Here is a 15,776-nt window from a genome sequence, read left to right on the forward strand (position 1 = left end):
CAACCAGAGATTCCTATGACCAGCCATGACCCTATCTCTCTGACGACCGTATCAGCGGCTTTTATTCAGGATTGGCTGGATGCGCTTAGTTCTCGTTGCTCTCCGGAAAAGATGGCTTCTCTGTTGGAGCGCTCGGGCCTTCAAACCCGTCCGATGGCACCATATCAACGCGTCACGCTCAATGAAATCGCCCGGCTTTATCAACTTGCTGCGCCTGAGACCGGGGACGAAATGATGGGGCTCTGGAGTCGCCCGATCCGGCCCCGCGCTTTGCAGCATCTTGTGACGGTGCAGTGCGGAGCGAGCAACCTGACTTCGGCTCTCTACCGGTTCTCGACGTTCTGGAACCTACTTCTGGATGACTACTATTTTGACTTGCGGAACAAGCCCGACGAAGTGGAGTTGGCTTTGGTGCCTTACTCAGTTGACACCCAGCCGCAGCGTTTCGGCCACATGTTGATTCTGAAACTGGCACATGGGTTATTATCCTGGCTCGGCGGGTCGGAAACGCCGGTGCAAACGGTTTACTTTGCCTTTGCCCGTCCGGAATTTGCTGCGGACTATTCGGTCGTCTTCCCGTGCCCCGTCGAGTTTGACGCCCCACAAACCAGCATTCGCTTTGACCCACGCCAATTCACCCGCCCGATCACCCGCAGCCCCGCCGAGGCGTCTGTGTTCCTTGAACGCGCACCGCTCGATTGGATATTTACCGGTTCGCGTGCCCATACAAACAGCCTTCGCGTCCGAGCTTTTCTTTACGGAGCGACATGGCAGGCTTGCCAGCTTCCGGATGCCGCCCGCGCCCTGAAAATGACGCCTCGAACCCTGAACAGACGCCTGAAAGACGAGGGCACATCCTTTCAGGAGATTAAAGATGCCCTACGCCGCGACATCGCGATCCGTTCACTTCAGCAAAGCACGGACAGTATAGATCAAATTGCGTTTGACACTGGCTTCTCGGCCCCGGCGAACTTTCATAGGGCTTTCCGAAAATGGACAAACCGAACACCGGGGTCATATCGGATGTGAGGTCGAGACTCGGTAGAAAAACTCTCTTTACGGAGATACAAACCCGTAGCCCAATCTTTGCACTGAATGCACTAGAGTCCATACAAGTTTCTCCCGCAAATCAGCCAATCACCGCGGATTACAGGCAGTTCCAGAAAAACGTGCTCGAACGAAAATACGGTTCGGTTACTCCAAGGTCGACTTTCAGACCTCTACTCGCAAGATCGCCTGCCAACCGTGTAGAAAAGAACTGGTGGAGTGGCTGGAGGCCCATATAGCCAGCCGACAACCGATATCAGTTAGCGATCAGAACTGTGTGCCCAACACCTCGATGGATATGTCCCAAAGCTTTTTGGCACTCATTTTGTCATACGCGTAGTCCGAATGTCCCCCTTGCAACGGATCGCCGGTTGTTGGTTCGGCGACATGGCGGCCTTCCAAATACAGGCCGGTCTTGCCGCGAAGATCGGGCGTTGTCGAGGCCCAGCAATAAGTTGCTGCGCCTTGCGAGATGGTCTTCCAGATGCCCGGGTAGTCTTTGATCAACTGCCCGAATTGTTGCTGCAATTCTGGTTCAAGACCGCGACCAGGCTCTGTTTGAATGCCCCCCAGGGTCAACCGCGAAGCTGATCACGCCGTGGCCCGCCCAAGCAAAAATGCAACCTAACTGATGACGAAGTCCGGCGCAGCCGGATACTCCCGTGCCAACTGATGCCAGGTGTCGGAAAGAAGAGATTTGAAGCTGTAACCTTCGCCCTTGAGGTGCCGCTGCAAGGAGCGTTCACTGACGGCCATCTCACGCGCGATACTGTGCATCCTTGGACGGCCGGCGGTCAGCGCGCGGCGCAGGTGTCAGCGCACTTGGTCGGCCAACGATGTAGTCTTCTCGGCCTTGTTCAAATCGGCCTCAGGCGCAACGTCCAGCATTGCCTGAAATTCGCAGTTGTGGCTGGATAACGGTGCCTTCAAATCGGCTTTGTCAAAGACAAGGCTAGCACGTGGCGCATTCCAAGTGATTGGGCAATCGAACCAGGCCTCAAGTCTTTCGCTTGGTCTACGCCGAAGCTCGATCAGTTTGGGTTTGATCATCTGCCCCCGACCAATCGAGTGGCTTTCATCGTTGCCACGGCGCACAGACGGCACCGAATCAATAGTCGACATCTCGGACACCGCGGCCATGCGGTCGGCATCAAAGCAGATCTTCCCCTCACCATCATAGAGGTTCAGCATCGCGTTCAGCGCGTGATAGTCCTGCTCGTTTACGCTGCTGTCGAGCATAGATGTCTCCTAGTTTTTCAAGCCCTGCGCGAACGCGGGCGATGTCGGTGTTGGCGCCGGCCAATTCGAAGGAATAGAGCAGCGGCACGTTGCATTTCTGGGCGGTGATGCGACCGGCCAAAGCATGGGTCACACCGAAATTGCGATTACCCGTGCCGATCACCCCCCTCGATTCCGCGCGCTTGGTCGGGTCGTTCAGAAACCGGATGACTTGTTTGGGCACTGCGCCACGGCCTTCGCCATCGGCATAGGTCGGGCAGATCAGTTCAAATCGGTCTGCGGTGTGTGGCAGCCGGTCAGTTTTCATCGGAATGCGTAAGAACGGCAGGCCCAGCCGCGTCACAAGGCGGTGGGTGTGTCCCGATTTCAATGAGAACAGACCAGCGCCGAGATCGGCGCTGTCATAGGTCAGGCCAGTTGGGCAATCATGTCGGAAAGGAAGCCCGACCAATGATCACTGTCGGCAACAAACACAGGTGCCTGACGATAACTGAGCTCGGTCAGGTGGATCATGGCGCTGTGATCCTCGGTCAGTTCTACGACGTCATAGATGATGCCTTTTGCATCCAGCGCGCGGGTAGTCCCGGTGCATTGTACGCAAGCGGGTTTGGAATATACGGTAATGCTCATTGCCCTCTATCCTTTTAATCAAAGCCGAGGACGCCACGGGCGAAATGAGCCCTAAGTACACCCCGAACCCTCCGTTCGCGGTTATCATTCTTGCCTGCGGCAGGTCTCCTGGCTTGCGGATAATCGTTCAAACTGGCCTTCCCAAAAGCACGCTTTCAGTGGCGTATTCAGCCGAACTCTCCGCTTGCAGTTGCGGAGGCAGCGCCGGCGTTTCACCGGTTTCCCTCTTAGCTTTCGACAGGAACCGAAAAACAGAAGCAACATCATATTGTGGTTTGAGAAATTGAATTGTTGATATGCTGTGTAAGTATGGCGCTGTTTTCTTTTTTCCAGGATACACGTCTAGCGCAGTAAAGGGCCAAAACTTAAGGCACGCTCTTGTCGAATCAACCCGGTTTGTGTTTTGTCGCCCGCGATGGTTCCCAACCGCAACCTGCGGGACGGGATAAAAGGGAATACGGTGCGGCCCTGTTGCAAAGGCCAAATCCGTGACTGCCCCCGCAACTGTAGGCGGTGAGCGACCCGAGATCGTCCACTGGGCAAACGCCTGGGAAGGATCGGGACAGCGTCGACCCGCAAGTCAGGAGACCTGCCATCCGACTATGAATGAACCTGGGCGGGGTGTCCCAGAGGGAGATGACAATGTTTAAAACGGCCTCCGCCGTCCAAAGCCTTGCACTCGCTTTCCCCTCGTCCGAATGGAGGAGGCGATGCTTGTGCCATTGCAGAAACTTGAAGCCCGGCCCTGTATAACTCGTGGGGTCATTGTCGCCTTATTAAAGCCAATCGATCACCTGTCCGTATTAGTCGCAGGGGAAACCCGATGAACCGGCGCGCAACCGATCTGGACGCCGGGTCGCAGCGGGGTCGCTGTTTGACGGAATTCAGCATACCGGTGCTGGTTGCGGGCGCTCTGGCCCTGTCTGCGCTGTTGTGGCTTATGATCTACGCGGTGATTTGATGTCGGCTGTTCTGCAAATCCGCGATCTGAGCCTTGGATACACCGACCTGACGTTGTTCCGTCGTCTGTCCATGGATATCGATGCTGGCACGACTCTGGCCGTTCTGGGGGCCAATGGGTCGGGCAAAAGCACCTTTGTCAAAATGCTGCTGGGGCTGATGGACCCACTATCTGGCAGTTTGAACTGGCCCAAGGGCCGCCCCGCTGAAGTTGGCTACTTGGCGCAGATGACTGAGTTCGACAGACGCTTTCCGATCCGCGTACGCGACCTTGCCGCAATGGGTGCGTGGCGCGGCTTTGGCTACCGCTCCGGGCTGGACAGCGCCGCGCGCGAGCGGATGACGGCAGCACTGGACGAGGCCGGGGTGCTGGATATTGCCGATCGTCCGTTGCACATGCTGTCGGGCGGTCAACTTCAGCGCGCTTTGTTCGCGCGCGTGATCATGCAGGACGCCCCTCTGATCCTGCTGGACGAGCCCTTTGCCGCTGTGGACCAAAGTACCGAGGCGCATCTGCTGTCAATCATCCGTCGGTGGCGAGACGAAGGCCGCGCCGTGGTGCTGGTGGTGCATGATCTGTCGTCGGTTCTGGATCATTGTAGCCACGCCCTGCTGTTGGGTGGACAGGAAGCAGCCCATGGTCAGGTGAATGACGTCCTGACCCCGGACCGGCTGGTCGCGCAGGGATATCTGTCCGAGAGCCAAGCCTCTTGGATGTTCCGGAGCAACCCATCCCCAGCGGAGAACGCGCATGTATGACCTCCTCACTGAAATGTGGAGCTTTGCCTTCATGCGCCGCGCCTTCGTGGTGACTACGGTTCTGTCGGCCTCGGTCGCACCAGTAGGTGCATTCCTTGTGCTGCGCCGCCTGTCGCTGGCGGGTGAGGCGATGGCTCATGCGATCACGCCCGGTATCGTCATCGGCTTTGTCACCGCAGGTCTGTCGGTTATGTCGCTGCTGGTTGGCGGGCTGATCGCTGGCGTCGGCGTCGCCATTTTGACGGCATTTTTGGCGCGCCGAACCATCCTGCGCAGCGATGCAAGTCTCGCCTCGCTTTACCTGATCGCACTGGCGGTGGGGATCTTCATTCTGTCGGCTGCGGGCTCTGCCGTTCCGCTGAAGAGCTTCCTTTTTGGCTCGATCCTCGGGATCGATGATGCCTCGTTGTTGCTTGTGGCCGGAGTTGCCACGGTAACGTTGGTAGCCTTTGCCTTCCTCCTGCGGCCCTTGATCGTCAGCACTTGCGATCCGGTGTTTTTTGAAACCCAGACGCGCCGCCCTTGGCTGGTCGATCAAGGGTTCATGCTGCTGCTGGTCCTGAACCTGCTGGCTGCGTTCAAGACGCTGGGTACACTGATGGCTGTTGGCCTGATGATCCTGCCTGCGACCGCGGCACGCTATTGGGCCAGTACGATTACGTCGCAGCTGATTTTGGGCTTTGTCTTCGCCCTGTCCAGCTGTTGGATCGGCTTAACCCTATCCTACCTGTTCCCCGACACGCCCTCGGGCCCGGCAATTGTGCTGGTGGCAGGCGCGTTTTTCCTGATCTCGGCCATCTTCGGTCCGCTTGGCTTTGGCAGACGGCTGCGCAAACCGTCCGTTTCAAAAGACCTCCCCGTTGCGCAAGTTCCACAAGAAGAGAGAGCACAATGACTCTTACGAAATCCCTCTATGCCGGTATCGCCTCGGCATCTCTGGCTCTGGTCGCGTTTCCGGCTGTGGCTGGTGAGGACGATGTGAAAATCGTCGCCAGCTTCTCGATCCTCGGCGACATGGTCGAAGAGGTTGTCGGCGAACTGGCCACTGTGACGACCATTGTCGGCCCCGACGCTGACGCGCATGTCTACCAGCCGTCGGTTGCCGACGCGAAAGCCGTGGCCGAAGCGGACATTATCTTTGTCAACGGTCTGGGCTTTGAGACCTGGTCCGACACTCTGATCTCAGAGTCCGGTACCGAGGCAACCGTGCATGTCGCAACCGAGGGCGTCACTCCGGTCGAAGTCGACGGTGAAATCGACCCCCATGCCTGGAACTCTCTGTTGAACGGCGTGATTTATGTGAACAACGTGGCGGACACAATGAAAGAGGCGATGCCCGAGCACGCTGATCAGATCGCCGCAAATGCCGACGCCTATATTGCGCAGCTCGAGGCGCTGGATGCGGAAACCAAGGCCAAACTGGCCGAACTGCCTGCCGACCGTCGCACGGTTGTAACCGCGCATGACGCGTTCGGTTACCTGGCTGATGCTTACGACATGAACTTCCTAGCGCCTGTCGGAATCGACACCGAAGCGGAGCCTTCGGCTCAAGAGCTTGCCGTCCTGATCGACCAACTGAAAGCGGAAGGCGCAGCGGCCCTGTTCGTCGAGAACATCACCAGCCCTGCTCTGGTTCAGCAAATCTCGGACGAAACCGGCATCGAGATCGGTGGTCGTCTGTTCTCGGACGCCCTGTCCGAGCGCGGCGGCCCGGCGACCAGCTATCTGGCGATGTTCCAGCATAATTTGGGCACGCTGTTGGAGGCGTTGTCGCAGGAAACATCAAGCTAAGGTAAGAACTAGTGAAGCGGTGCCTTTGGGACCGCTTCACGTTGTCCAGCGCACTGGATCTGGCTGCCTTCCGCAAAGGTTTCTTGTACGCTGGTAGACCAAGTCTAGGTAGGCTCACAAAGTGCTTTGCGGCCCTGAAATTTGTAAAATCTGTGCCGTTTACCGGAACGTGAAGCGGCATGGTTTTGATGCCTCGCCAAACGACGGTGTTGTATTTCTAGTTAGTGGAATCGTCTGAACCAATTGTCTCAGGACGCCAGCCGCGCGATCAGAAAATCCATGAAGCATCGCACTTTTGGTGTCAGGACGTTCGAGCGAGGGTAGATCAACCAAAGGACGGACTGATCGTTCAAACTCCACTCCGGCAATACCTGAACCAACCGCCCTGAGGAAAACTCATGCGCGACGCTCCACAGGGAATTAACCGATATGCCCGCCCCGGCTACCGTTGCAACTCGCTGAGAGGCACCGTCATCCACAATCGCGCGACAGCGCATTTGTTTTGGATTCAGCGAGAATACAGTGCCGTCATGGTCGATCAGCTCTCGCGGTCCCAAATCGGCCCAGGCCAGAAAGTCATGAGTGGCCAAGTCTTGAGGGGAATGTGGCGTACCATGCTTTTCAAGGTAGGCAGGTGAGGCGCACAGGACGCGAATGTCATCCGCCAGCCTACGCCCTTTCAGGCTGCTGTCTTGCAACGGGGCGCTGCGCAGGGCGAGGTCAAAACTGCCCTCGATGAGATCGAACCGGGTGTCTGAGAGGCGCAGGTCCAACGTGATCTCTGGATAAAGAGCTTGAAATTCCGGTAGCAGGGGCATGATGTGTAATTGTGCATAACTGCTGGGCGCAGCGAAACGCAGCGTTCCAGTGGGCGTCGACGCATCAAGCCCCAGCGTCGCGCGCCCGGCCTCAACCTGGGCCAGGATTTCACGAGCGTAGGGCAGGAACGCTTCACCTTCTTGGCTGATCGACACTTTGCGGGTTGTGCGGTGCAGAAGTTCGACGCCCAACTCATGTTCAAGTTTGGCGAGGCGGGCGCTGGCAATTGCAGGCGCCAATCCGAGGCTGCGCCCGGCGGCAGAAATATTGAGCTGTTCCGCCGCGCGTACGAACAGGCGAAGAGAATTCGTATCCATCTTGATTATCCTGAAAATCAGAATTCTGAACTCTAAAATCGACAGTTTTTATCAAAATTACAATGGATATCTTGCGCCTCAAGCAAACGCGAAGGAGCGAGATTCAAGATGAAAGCGATCGGATACGACAATCCCGGGGCCGTGGACGGGACGGGCGCGTTGCGCATGTTTGAAACAGACACGCCGAAAATCGGTCCGCGGGATTTGTTGGTACGTGTCAAAGGGATTTCCCTCAACCCTGTGGACGTGAAGCTGCGCGCGGTTCGGGCACCTGAAAACGGCCCTGACATTTTGGGGTTCGATGCGGCCGGCGAGGTTGTGAAAACCGGGACCGAGGTCACCGATTACAAGGTCGGAGACGAGGTGTTCTACGCGGGGGACGTCACCCGCCCCGGAACGAATGCCGAATTGCAAGCCGTGGACGAACGCATTGTCGGGCGCAAACCCAAATCGATGGACTTTGTCGAGGCCGCGGGACTACCGCTGACCTCGATCACTGCTTGGGAAATGCTGTTTGATTGCTTCCGTCTGTCCGAAGGCGGCGGCGCGGGTCACAGCCTATTGGTCATTGGTGGTGCGGGTGGGGTCGGCTCGATCCTGATCCAACTGGCGAAGAAGCTGACCAATCTGACGGTCATCGCGACGGCTTCGCGCCCGGAAACGCAGGACTGGGTGCGTCGCATGGGGGCCGATCATGTAATCGACCACCGAGGAGATCTCGTGGCTCAGATAGGAGAGCTCGGGCTGGCTCCGAATTACGTGGCCGCTCTAACCGCAACCGATCAGCACTGGCCCGCGATCATCGAGATGATTGCTCCGCGCGGCCATGTGGCCCTGATTGACGACCCCGAAGGGTTAGACATCGCGCCCGCCAAGCCCAAGGCTCTGACCATATCGTGGGAGTTCATGTTCACCCGTTCGATGTTCGACACCGCGGATATTGAGGTGCAGCGCGACTTGCTGAACCGGGTCTCGGCACTGTTGGACTCTGGCCAATTGGTCTCGACCGTGACCGAGCGTGCCCAAGAGCTGACGGTGGAAACCCTTACCACTGCCCATCTGCGGCAGGAAAGCGGCCGGGTGATCGGCAAGCAGGTTCTGCCTGGATTTTAAACCCGCAAACATAGGACCCAATCATGGCGTATTATTCCGTTCTGGATGTTACCCCAACCAGTGAAGACTGGATTCCTGACTATTTGCCCGCAGCAAATGAGCGCGTTGCGGCTCACGGGGGCCGGTACATTGCCCGTACCACCAACCACGAACAGCTGGAGGGCGACGCGCAGCACGCAGCTTTGCGGATCATCATCGAGTGGCCGTCGAAAGAGGCCGTGCAGGCCTTTATGACGGATGAGGCCTACGTTCCACACCTGACGTCCAGAACAGCCGGGTCGGTCAGCCACCACTATCTGATAGAAGGCAAGGACGACCTGGCCTGAGCAGGTTTAGGTCGACCTTCAGCCAAGGAGGCATCATGCCAAAAAACATTTTCATCACTGGCGCGACCGACGGTATTGGTCGCGCAACCGCCGTGTCGCTGGCCGATCAGGGCCATCACCTGCTGATCCATGGCCGCAATCTGGACAAGTTGGTGGCTGTCAGTGATGAGTTGAAGGCACGAGGTGCGCAAGTCGAAACCTTCCGCGCCGATCTCTCCGATCTGTCCGAGGTTCGGCAGCTTGCGGTTGAGGTTCGTGCGGCGCACCGCCGGCTTGACGTGTTGATTAACAACGCGGGTGTACTCCGGACAGACACGCCAATCACGGCAGATGGGTTAGACGTGCGCTTTGTCGTCAATACCTTCGCCCCGGCTTTGCTGAGCCAACTGCTGCTGCCACTTCTGCCCGAGAACGGGCGCATCATCCATCTGTCATCCGCCGCGCAGGCACCGATTGATCTGGCTGCGATGACCGGCCAGCGACAGCTTGAGGCGATGGAGGCTTACGCTCAAAGCAAACTGGCCGTAACGATGTGGAGCCAGGCCTTCGCGGAGCAATATCCCGATGGGCCTACCTCGATTGCCGTCAATCCTGGATCGCTATTGGCCACCAACATGGTGCAGCAGGGCTTTGGTGTGGCGGGCAATGACATCGGCATCGGCGCGGATATCCTGATCCAAGCCGCTCTGTCCCCGGACTTTGCCAAGGCGACCGGTCGGTATTTCGACAATGACAGCGGGCAATTTGCAGCGCCGCACCGTGATGCAGCGATTCCGTCGCGTGTCGAAAAAGTGGTCGATTCGATCAGGGCCAGCATCGCGGAGTATGAAATTGAGGCCTGACGTTCGATAAGATAGTTCCGCTTGTTATGTGAATATTGGAATATTCTTCTGGTTTGAGCGGTGGTAAATCCACAACAAACCCCATATTAAGTGCGTCACGAGTTCATCAGGCAGAAAAACAGTCCCGTGTTCGACCTACCGGCGCAGCGCGCGCATCTTTCCGAAAAGTATGATCTGGCCCCTTCACCAGAGCTGGCGGCCAGCATGAGCGATATCTATGATCGTATGTCCCGCGTGGTTTCGCCCGTCGATTGGGCGATCTACGCACCTTATGTGAAGGCGATCAACGACCTGAAGGCCGAGCGTAACGCGGTCATTCTGGGCCATAACTACATGACACCCGAAATCTACCACGGCATTTCGGATTTCGGTGGCGACAGCCTGCAACTGGCGATCAAGGCGACCGAGGTCGAGGCTGATGTCATCGTGCAGTGCGGTGTGCACTTCATGGCCGAGACGTCCAAAATTCTCAGTCCGCAGAAAACCGTGCTGATGCCGGATATGGAAGCCGGGTGTTCTCTGGCGGAATCGATCACCGCCGAGGGCATCGAAGAAATGCGTCGCCGCTATCCCGGTGCGCCGGTTGTATCCTACGTGAACACCACGGCCGAGGTCAAAGCGGCTTCGGACATCTGCTGCACCTCGTCCAACGCGGCACAAATCGTGGCAGCGCAGGACAGCCACACGATCATCATGACGCCCGACCAGTATCTGGCGCAGAATGTCGCGCGCGATGTGCCACATAAGAATGTGGTCTGGTGGGAAGGCTCGTGCATCGTCCACGAACAGTACAGCCCTCAGGATCTGCGCGACTTCCGCGAATGGAACCCGGGCACGCGTTTGATTGCGCACCCGGAATGCCCGCCGGATGTTGTGGCCGAGGCGGATTTCTCAGGCTCGACCAGCGGCATCATCAAATACGTCACTGATGAGAAGCCGGAAAAGGCGCTGTTGATCACCGAATGCTCGATGGCGTCCAACATCGCTGACGAGCTGCCCGAGGTCGACTTTGTCGGTCCGTGTAACATGTGCCCTTACATGAAAAAGATCACGCTTGAGAAAGTACTCTATGCGCTGGATACCATGACCGGTCAGGTCGAGGTTGACCCAGAAGTGGCGGACAAGGCCCGCCTGTCGGTACAGCGCATGATCGACTTGTCGCGCCAACTGGGTATTTGATCGGCAACATGCAGACCATTGATACGCCGCGTGTGGTCATCATTGGGGCGGGGCTGGCTGCGGTCTATACGGCCCTGAAGCTGGCACCGCTGCCGGTAGTGATGATCTCGCCTGAACCACTGGGATCGGGTGCAAGTTCGGCCTGGGCGCAGGGAGGTGTTGCAGCGGCGATGGCGCGGACCGACAGCCCCGAGGCGCATGCGGATGACACCATGCGCGCAGGCGCAGGGTCGGTTCTGCGCGAAGTGGCGGAATTTGTCACCAAAGCCGCGCCGGAACATATTCTCGATCTGTCTGAACTGGGCACCGGGTTTGACCGCACCGCGGATGGTGGGTTCGTGCAATCGCGCGAGGCTGCGCACTCGGCGGCGCGCGTCGTGCGGGTCAAGGGCGATCAGGCCGGGTCTGAGATCATGCGGGCGCTGATTGTGGCCTTGCGCGAAACTCCGTCGATACAGGTCATCGAAGGCGCGCTGGCGGTTGGGCTGGAAAGTGATGGCGCGCAGATTTCTGGTGTTTACCTAACCAGTTCCGACGCCCCAAACGGCAAACCTGTCCTGCTGCGTGGTGCCGCGCATGTTCTGGCGACCGGCGGATCATCGGGGCTCTACGCCCAAACCACCAACCCCGCACGTATTCGGGGGCAGGGGATCGGCATGGCCGCCCGCGCCGGCGCGCGCATTGCGGATGCGGAGTTTGTGCAGTTCCACCCTACGGCAATCGACGTGGGTGAAGACCCGACCCCACTGGCGACCGAAGCGCTGCGCGGTGAAGGGGCTATCCTGATCGACAGCGACGGCCGCCGCTTCATGCCTGATATCCACCCAGATGCTGAACTGGCCTCGCGGGATACAGTTGCCCGTGCCGTTTATCTTCAGGCACAAGCGGGCAAGCGCCCCGCGTTGGATACGCGCGAGGCGATCGGTGCCGAAATTGCGACCCACTTTCCTGCTGTAACCGAGGCGTGCCTGCGCAATGGTGTTGACCCGAAGCGAGAGCCTATCCCGGTGACGGCCGCGGCACATTACCATATGGGCGGTGTCGAAACCGATCTGGCGGGGCGCAGCTCTCTGAATGGGCTTTGGGTCTGCGGCGAGGCCGCCTCGACCGGATTGCACGGGGCGAACCGACTGGCCTCGAACGGGTTGCTTGAGGCGCTGGTCTTTGCGCGCTCGTGTGCCCGGGACATCGCTGGTGAAGTGACTGTGCAAGATGCACCGCAGGTTAATGTCTTTCTGGCCCCCGGGGTTGATCATGTAGATGAACAAGACGTTGCAACCCTGCGCCGGACCATGGCCGAGCATGTTGGTGTTGTACGTGACGAGTTGGGTCTGCGCCGCGCCCTGATCGAGATCGCGGCACTTGAAGCACGGCACGCGGACTCTGACCTGTTTCTCAATATGACAGCAACCGCCACTCTTATCGCCGCTGCCGCGCTGCTGCGCGAGGAAAGTCGCGGCGCACATTACCGATCCGATTTTCCTGACCTGATCCCCGGCCCCGGTCAACGCTCGGCCCTGACGCTGACCGAAGCGATGGCCCTGAGGGACCGCATTGCAAAGGACGTAGCATGAACTACCCGGCCTTGCCCGATATGATCCTTGAACCCATGGTGCGGTCCGCGCTGATGGAAGATCTGGGCGCTAATGGCGATGTCACCACCCTGACCGTGATCCCCGCGGATGTGACCTACACCGCCCGGCTGAACGCGCGCGAGGATGCGGTCGTCTCGGGTATGCAAGTGGCTGCGTTGGCATTTCGTCTGGTCGATCCGTCGTTGCAAGTCATTACTCATCTCGCGGATGGTCAGAGTTGTTCCAAAGGGGACACGCTGATGGAGATCAAGGGCAGTGCAGCCTCGATCCTGTCAGGCGAGCGCGTCGCGCTGAACTTTGCCGGGCGTATGACTGGTGTAGCCACCGCAACGGCGGAGCTGGTGGCCGAAACCAAAGGCACCGAAGCGCGCATAACCTGTACCCGCAAGACCACGCCCGGTCTGCGCATTGTCGAAAAACAAGCTGTCTTACATGGCGGCGGGTTCAACCACCGCTTCTCTCTGTCCGATGCGATCCTGATCAAGGACAACCATATCGCTGCCGCCGGGGGCGTGCGAGAGGTGCTTGAGGCAACGAAGGCTCGTGCCTCACACATGATGAAGGTCGAGATCGAAGTAGACACGCTGGACCAACTGGCCGAGGTGCTTGAGGTCGGTGGCGCCGATGTAGTGTTGTTGGACAATATGCCGCCCGCGACGCTTATAGAGGCAGTCGCGCTGGTGGATGGCCGGATCGTCACCGAGGCCTCGGGCAATATCAGCCGCGATACAGTGGCTGCTGTGGCGGCGACCGGAGTAGACTACATTTCGTCCGGGGCGCTGACACATTCCTACCGTACCATTGATATCGGGCTGGACTTCTAAACCAGTCCGCCGGAACAAAAGTGGCGCGCGTTTGAAAAACGTGACACACCCTTGGCTTAGGTATGGATCGGGTCAGGGTGCAGGCATGAAAGACGTCCCCGAAGGTATCGATGGTTATTCAAGGCGGCCTTTGGCCGTCGCGTTCGCAATTGGCATAGCACTCGTCATCATCTTGACGGTTTTTTTATACATGTCTCGCGAAACCGTGGCCCGTATTGGTGACATGCGGCAAGCCTGGCAGAGCTATTCCGCCGAAACCACACCGAGGGGCTACTGGATTTCCGATATCCGAGAGGATTTCGGATATGGCGGATTCATTCACAACTTCAAGAATTACGTGCTGCGGCAGGACCCTGCATTAGGCCCAATCCTGCGTCAGCAATCGAACCGGCTTTTGACGACTATCCATGCTTACCGCAATTCTGACCCCTACCCGACGGAATTGGAGGCTTTGCGGCAGATCGAAGACGTTGCTTTAGAATATACCGGCAACATTCCTTTGATCGAGGCCGGGATAGCTGCAGGCCAGACTGCGGAACAGATCGACGCGCGTGTCCGGGTCGACGACAGCGATGCCCTGGCTGCACTGGCCACGTTGGAAACGCTGTGGATCCAAGAGCGGGACCGCAGCCTGTCGGACATGGTTGGCGCGTTCTCGGACGGGGAACGGTTGGTGCGCAACTTCTCGGTTCTGCTGGTGGGGTTGATCCTTCTGGTCGGGGTGATTGCCATTCTCACCACCCTGCTGATCACAAACATCCTGCGCACCAACAGCCGCCTGAAGGCCGAACTTGCCCTGCGCGAACAGGTCGAGCTGGCCGAACGCAAACTGGCCCGCGCGGTCGAGCAAAGCCCGACCTCAATCCTGATCACCGACACCGACCTGAAGATCGAATATGCCAACCGCAAGTTCTTTGATCTCAGCGGTTACACGGCAGACGAGGTCTATGGCCATACACCGAAATTGCTGCAATCTGGGCATTCCGGGCAGGGGGTATATGACGATCTGATGGGCAAGTTGAAACACGGCCAAAGCTGGTATGGCGTGTTCCGCAACCTGCGTAAGGACGGTGCGCATTACTGGGTGTCGACCGCGATTTTCCCCCTGGTGGATCAGAACGGCGCCATCACCCATTACATCGGCATTGGCGAGGACATTACCGAGACCCGCCGCACCCGCGAGCGGTTCGCCCAGGTGCAGAAGATGGAGGCGGTCAGCATCCTTGCAGGCTCGGTCGCGCATGATTTCAACAATGTTCTGATGAGTGTGATCGGCAACGCCGACCTGATCGAGATGGATGCAGACGGCAACGCGGACATTGAGACCTCGGTCAGCCATATCCGCATCGCGGCGCGCCGCGCGCAGGCCTTGGTGCGCAAGATGTTGACTTTTGCCCGCCAGCGCCCGCGCAATCCGCAACGCGGCGATCTGGTGAAAGCGACCCAAGAGGCGCTGGACCTGATCAAGGTCTCGGCCCCACCCAGTGTGGAGACCCGTTTTGACGCTGAGATCGACGCCGCCTTTTCCGATTTCGACGGCACTCTGTTTTTCCAGACCCTGCTGAACCTCTGCCACAACGCGTTCGAGGCGATGGGCGATCAGCCAGGCGAAGTAGTGCTGCGGATCAGCCGGGCCGAGGACACCGCGCTGGACGACCTGCCCGACGAGGCCATCGGCGTGATCCGGCTGGACGTCTCGGACACCGGGCCGGGCATGTCCGAAGAGGTGCAACAGAAAGTCTTCGAGCCGTTCTTTTCCACCAAACCGATTGGCAAGGGCACCGGGCTGGGCCTGACCATCGTGCATAACAGCGTCGAGGAATCCCACGGCCGGGTCGAGCTACACTCGGAACTCGGCAAGGGGACGCGGTTCAGCCTATTTTACCCGCTGATGCCTGCCCTCAGCCCCGAACAGCAGGCCGAAATGCGCGCCGTGGCCGGGTCCGAGCATGTAATGCTGGTCGATGACGATGAGAATGTGCTTTTTGTCACGCGCAAATTGCTGACGCGCTACGGCTATCGGGTCGAGGCGTACTCCGACCCGCTTAAGGCGCAGGCGGCGTTTCTGGAGGCGCCGGACAGCTATGATGTTATTGTGACCGACCTCAAGATGCCTGGCCTGATGGGGGTCGATCTGATCGAGTCTGCGCGGGCCGCCCGACGTGACGTACCCGCGATCCTGATCAGCAGCTATTTCGACGACATGGAGAAGATGTCGGATACAGACAATTTAATCATCGCTCAGAAACCAATTGAAATACAGCAGCTTGCGCGGTTCATTCGTGCCTCGATCAGTCAGAGATCGTAACATTTTTTAACATCTCTTCATGCTCTT

Annotated in this window: 17 protein-coding genes and 2 riboswitches; of the genes, 12 read left to right on the forward strand and 5 right to left on the reverse strand. The window is 58.4% G+C overall.

What is annotated here, in order from left to right; genetic code table 11:
• Nucleotides 1–15 precede the first annotated feature (15 nt).
• A complete protein-coding gene (locus ABLN94_RS15555; RefSeq protein ID WP_352993836.1) occupies nucleotides 16–1,029 on the forward strand; it encodes an AraC family transcriptional regulator in 1,014 nt (337 codons plus the stop codon).
• Between the two features lie 285 nt (nucleotides 1,030–1,314).
• On the opposite strand, the gene ABLN94_RS15560 is transcribed toward ABLN94_RS15555, so the two are convergent.
• The 4 genes from ABLN94_RS15560 to ABLN94_RS15575 all read right to left on the reverse strand — a co-directional run bounded on the left by ABLN94_RS15560 (nucleotide 1,315) and on the right by ABLN94_RS15575 (nucleotide 2,916).
• Nucleotides 1,315–1,575, reverse strand: a complete 261-nt coding sequence (locus ABLN94_RS15560; RefSeq protein ID WP_352993839.1) for a hypothetical protein — start codon at nucleotides 1,573–1,575, stop codon at nucleotides 1,315–1,317.
• Between the two features lie 285 nt (nucleotides 1,576–1,860).
• Entirely contained in the window at nucleotides 1,861–2,286 is a 426-nt protein-coding gene (locus tag ABLN94_RS15565; RefSeq protein WP_352993842.1) for an AraC family transcriptional regulator ligand-binding domain-containing protein, read from the reverse strand.
• Nucleotides 2,222–2,698, reverse strand: a complete 477-nt coding sequence (nrdI, locus tag ABLN94_RS15570) for a class Ib ribonucleoside-diphosphate reductase assembly flavoprotein NrdI (protein ID WP_352993950.1) — start codon at nucleotides 2,696–2,698, stop codon at nucleotides 2,222–2,224. The genes ABLN94_RS15565 and nrdI overlap by 65 nt, the downstream gene beginning before the upstream one ends.
• Nucleotides 2,695–2,916, reverse strand: coding sequence for a glutaredoxin domain-containing protein (locus ABLN94_RS15575; protein WP_352993845.1), 222 nt, complete (start codon nucleotides 2,914–2,916; stop codon nucleotides 2,695–2,697). The genes nrdI and ABLN94_RS15575 overlap by 4 nt, the downstream gene beginning before the upstream one ends.
• An 81-nt stretch (nucleotides 2,917–2,997) precedes the next feature.
• Nucleotides 2,998–3,180, reverse strand: a riboswitch (cobalamin riboswitch).
• Nucleotides 3,181–3,315: 135 nt separating this feature from the next.
• A riboswitch (cobalamin riboswitch) is annotated at nucleotides 3,316–3,527 on the forward strand.
• A 212-nt stretch (nucleotides 3,528–3,739) separates the two neighbouring features.
• Here ABLN94_RS15575 and ABLN94_RS15580 point away from each other — a divergent pair.
• From ABLN94_RS15580 to ABLN94_RS15595, 4 genes are read left to right on the forward strand one after another with little or no spacing between them, the layout of a single operon-like run.
• Entirely contained in the window at nucleotides 3,740–3,877 is a 138-nt protein-coding gene (locus tag ABLN94_RS15580) for a hypothetical protein (protein ID WP_352993848.1), read from the forward strand.
• Nucleotides 3,877–4,635 (forward strand): metal ABC transporter ATP-binding protein, encoded by a 759-nt coding sequence (locus ABLN94_RS15585; protein ID WP_352993851.1) that lies wholly within the window; start codon nucleotides 3,877–3,879, stop codon nucleotides 4,633–4,635. Before ABLN94_RS15580 ends, ABLN94_RS15585 begins: the two co-directional genes overlap by 1 nt.
• The gene (locus ABLN94_RS15590; RefSeq protein WP_352993854.1) at nucleotides 4,628–5,530 is read left to right on the forward strand and encodes a metal ABC transporter permease; all 903 of its coding nucleotides are present in this window, start codon (nucleotides 4,628–4,630) and stop codon (nucleotides 5,528–5,530) included. Before ABLN94_RS15585 ends, ABLN94_RS15590 begins: the two co-directional genes overlap by 8 nt.
• Entirely contained in the window at nucleotides 5,527–6,426 is a 900-nt protein-coding gene (locus ABLN94_RS15595) for a metal ABC transporter solute-binding protein, Zn/Mn family (protein ID WP_352993857.1), read from the forward strand. Before ABLN94_RS15590 ends, ABLN94_RS15595 begins: the two co-directional genes overlap by 4 nt.
• 248 nt (nucleotides 6,427–6,674) lie before the next feature.
• Here the strand turns inward: ABLN94_RS15595 and ABLN94_RS15600 are convergent, their stop codons facing one another.
• Nucleotides 6,675–7,562 (reverse strand): LysR family transcriptional regulator, encoded by an 888-nt coding sequence (locus ABLN94_RS15600; protein WP_352993859.1) that lies wholly within the window; start codon nucleotides 7,560–7,562, stop codon nucleotides 6,675–6,677.
• A gap of 108 nt (nucleotides 7,563–7,670) precedes the next feature.
• On the opposite strand from ABLN94_RS15600, the gene ABLN94_RS15605 reads away from it, so the two are divergent.
• The 7 genes from ABLN94_RS15605 (at nucleotide 7,671) to ABLN94_RS15635 (ending at nucleotide 15,749) form a co-directional block, all read left to right on the forward strand.
• A complete protein-coding gene (locus tag ABLN94_RS15605) occupies nucleotides 7,671–8,675 on the forward strand; it encodes a zinc-binding alcohol dehydrogenase family protein (RefSeq protein ID WP_352993862.1) in 1,005 nt (334 codons plus the stop codon).
• A 23-nt stretch (nucleotides 8,676–8,698) separates the two neighbouring features.
• A complete protein-coding gene (locus ABLN94_RS15610; RefSeq protein ID WP_352993865.1) occupies nucleotides 8,699–9,001 on the forward strand; it encodes a DUF1330 domain-containing protein in 303 nt (100 codons plus the stop codon).
• 35 nt (nucleotides 9,002–9,036) lie between these two features.
• Nucleotides 9,037–9,843, forward strand: coding sequence for an SDR family NAD(P)-dependent oxidoreductase (locus tag ABLN94_RS15615; protein WP_352993868.1), 807 nt, complete (start codon nucleotides 9,037–9,039; stop codon nucleotides 9,841–9,843).
• A gap of 126 nt (nucleotides 9,844–9,969) precedes the next feature.
• A complete protein-coding gene (gene nadA, locus ABLN94_RS15620; protein WP_352993871.1) occupies nucleotides 9,970–11,022 on the forward strand; it encodes a quinolinate synthase NadA in 1,053 nt (350 codons plus the stop codon).
• A gap of 8 nt (nucleotides 11,023–11,030) precedes the next feature.
• Entirely contained in the window at nucleotides 11,031–12,596 is a 1,566-nt protein-coding gene (locus ABLN94_RS15625) for an L-aspartate oxidase (RefSeq protein WP_352993873.1), read from the forward strand.
• Complete coding sequence (gene nadC / locus ABLN94_RS15630; RefSeq protein ID WP_352993876.1) at nucleotides 12,593–13,441, forward strand: carboxylating nicotinate-nucleotide diphosphorylase; 849 nt, start codon at nucleotides 12,593–12,595, stop codon at nucleotides 13,439–13,441. Before ABLN94_RS15625 ends, nadC begins: the two co-directional genes overlap by 4 nt.
• An 85-nt stretch (nucleotides 13,442–13,526) precedes the next feature.
• Complete coding sequence (locus ABLN94_RS15635) at nucleotides 13,527–15,749, forward strand: hybrid sensor histidine kinase/response regulator (RefSeq protein ID WP_352993879.1); 2,223 nt, start codon at nucleotides 13,527–13,529, stop codon at nucleotides 15,747–15,749.
• Nucleotides 15,750–15,776: the final 27 nt, after the last annotated feature.

The organism is Ruegeria sp. SCP11 (assembly GCF_040329455.1).
GTDB classification, from domain to species: Bacteria; Pseudomonadota; Alphaproteobacteria; order Rhodobacterales; family Rhodobacteraceae; genus Ruegeria; species Ruegeria atlantica_E.

Coding starts and splice junctions, on each gene's coding strand:
- ABLN94_RS15555 (WP_352993836.1), top strand. CDS start 16: ATGACCAGCCATGACCCTATCTCTCTGACGACCGTATCAGCGGCTTTT.
- ABLN94_RS15565 (WP_352993842.1), bottom strand. CDS start 2,286: ATGCTCGACAGCAGCGTAAACGAGCAGGACTATCACGCGCTGAACGCG.
- ABLN94_RS15575 (WP_352993845.1), bottom strand. CDS start 2,916: ATGAGCATTACCGTATATTCCAAACCCGCTTGCGTACAATGCACCGGG.
- ABLN94_RS15580 (WP_352993848.1), top strand. CDS start 3,740: ATGAACCGGCGCGCAACCGATCTGGACGCCGGGTCGCAGCGGGGTCGC.
- ABLN94_RS15585 (WP_352993851.1), top strand. CDS start 3,877: ATGTCGGCTGTTCTGCAAATCCGCGATCTGAGCCTTGGATACACCGAC.
- ABLN94_RS15590 (WP_352993854.1), top strand. CDS start 4,628: ATGTATGACCTCCTCACTGAAATGTGGAGCTTTGCCTTCATGCGCCGC.
- ABLN94_RS15595 (WP_352993857.1), top strand. CDS start 5,527: ATGACTCTTACGAAATCCCTCTATGCCGGTATCGCCTCGGCATCTCTG.
- ABLN94_RS15600 (WP_352993859.1), bottom strand. CDS start 7,562: ATGGATACGAATTCTCTTCGCCTGTTCGTACGCGCGGCGGAACAGCTC.
- ABLN94_RS15605 (WP_352993862.1), top strand. CDS start 7,671: ATGAAAGCGATCGGATACGACAATCCCGGGGCCGTGGACGGGACGGGC.
- ABLN94_RS15610 (WP_352993865.1), top strand. CDS start 8,699: ATGGCGTATTATTCCGTTCTGGATGTTACCCCAACCAGTGAAGACTGG.
- ABLN94_RS15615 (WP_352993868.1), top strand. CDS start 9,037: ATGCCAAAAAACATTTTCATCACTGGCGCGACCGACGGTATTGGTCGC.
- ABLN94_RS15625 (WP_352993873.1), top strand. CDS start 11,031: ATGCAGACCATTGATACGCCGCGTGTGGTCATCATTGGGGCGGGGCTG.
- nadC (WP_352993876.1), top strand. CDS start 12,593: ATGAACTACCCGGCCTTGCCCGATATGATCCTTGAACCCATGGTGCGG.
- ABLN94_RS15635 (WP_352993879.1), top strand. CDS start 13,527: ATGAAAGACGTCCCCGAAGGTATCGATGGTTATTCAAGGCGGCCTTTG.